This window comes from Pseudarthrobacter ribosi (assembly GCF_055412865.1).
In genome coordinates, this window is the sequence record NZ_JBVAYZ010000046.1 from 1 (window position 1) to 1,746 (window position 1,746).

Below are 1,746 nucleotides of genomic sequence, written 5' to 3' on the forward strand. Positions count from 1 at the left end.
CGCATACACGGGGCAAGGTGACTGTAGGTGCTCCTTAGAAAGGAGGTGATCCAGCCGCACCTTCCGGTACGGCTACCTTGTTACGACTTAGTCCCAATCGCCAGTCCCACCTTCGACAGCTCCCTCCCACAAGGGGTTAGGCCACCGGCTTCGGGTGTTACCAACTTTCGTGACTTGACGGGCGGTGTGTACAAGGCCCGGGAACGTATTCACCGCAGCGTTGCTGATCTGCGATTACTAGCGACTCCGACTTCATGGGGTCGAGTTGCAGACCCCAATCCGAACTGAGACCGGCTTTTTGGGATTAGCTCCACCTCACAGTATCGCAACCCTTTGTACCGGCCATTGTAGCATGCGTGAAGCCCAAGACATAAGGGGCATGATGATTTGACGTCGTCCCCACCTTCCTCCGAGTTGACCCCGGCAGTCTCCTATGAGTCCCCGCCATAACGCGCTGGCAACATAGAACGAGGGTTGCGCTCGTTGCGGGACTTAACCCAACATCTCACGACACGAGCTGACGACAACCATGCACCACCTGTAAACCGACCGCAAGCGGGGCACCTGTTTCCAGGTGTTTCCGGTTCATGTCAAGCCTTGGTAAGGTTCTTCGCGTTGCATCGAATTAATCCGCATGCTCCGCCGCTTGTGCGGGCCCCCGTCAATTCCTTTGAGTTTTAGCCTTGCGGCCGTACTCCCCAGGCGGGGCACTTAATGCGTTAGCTACGGCGCGGAAAACGTGGAATGTCCCCCACACCTAGTGCCCAACGTTTACGGCATGGACTACCAGGGTATCTAATCCTGTTCGCTCCCCATGCTTTCGCTCCTCAGCGTCAGTTAATGCCCAGAGACCTGCCTTCGCCATCGGTGTTCCTCCTGATATCTGCGCATTTCACCGCTACACCAGGAATTCCAGTCTCCCCTACATCACTCTAGTCTGCCCGTACCCACCGCAGATCCGGAGTTGAGCCCCGGACTTTCACGGCAGACGCGACAAACCGCCTACGAGCTCTTTACGCCCAATAATTCCGGATAACGCTTGCGCCCTACGTATTACCGCGGCTGCTGGCACGTAGTTAGCCGGCGCTTCTTCTGCAGGTACCGTCACTTTCGCTTCTTCCCTACTGAAAGAGGTTTACAACCCGAAGGCCGTCATCCCTCACGCGGCGTCGCTGCATCAGGCTTTCGCCCATTGTGCAATATTCCCCACTGCTGCCTCCCGTAGGAGTCTGGGCCGTGTCTCAGTCCCAGTGTGGCCGGTCACCCTCTCAGGCCGGCTACCCGTCGTCGCCTTGGTGAGCCATTACCTCACCAACAAGCTGATAGGCCGCGAGTCCATCCAAAACCACAATAAAGCTTTCCACCCCCCACCATGCGATGAGGAGTCATATCCGGTATTAGACCCAGTTTCCCAGGCTTATCCCAGAGTTAAGGGCAGGTTACTCACGTGTTACTCACCCGTTCGCCACTAATCCCCCAGCAAGCTGGGATCATCGTTCGACTTGCATGTGTTAAGCACGCCGCCAGCGTTCATCCTGAGCCAGGATCAAACTCTCCGTTGAAGTAAAACAGACACAACCAACACCCCCGGGAAAACGGGACGTGCCGGCTGCACAAAATTTGAAACCAGCTGTAAAAACCAGACCACACCACGGGGTGGCGGATCCGGTCAATTCAACCAATTCAATACAATAAATTGGTATCAACAAACTTGGCACACTATTGAGTTCTCAAACAACAGACACA

The 1,746-nt window shown here is 55.6% G+C and carries 1 rRNA gene; it reads right to left on the reverse strand.

The features are described 5' to 3' along the window. Window positions 1-38: 38 nt before the first annotated feature. Window positions 39-1,562 (reverse strand): 16S ribosomal RNA (locus ACZYZ5_RS21425). Window positions 1,563-1,746 lie beyond the last annotated feature (184 nt).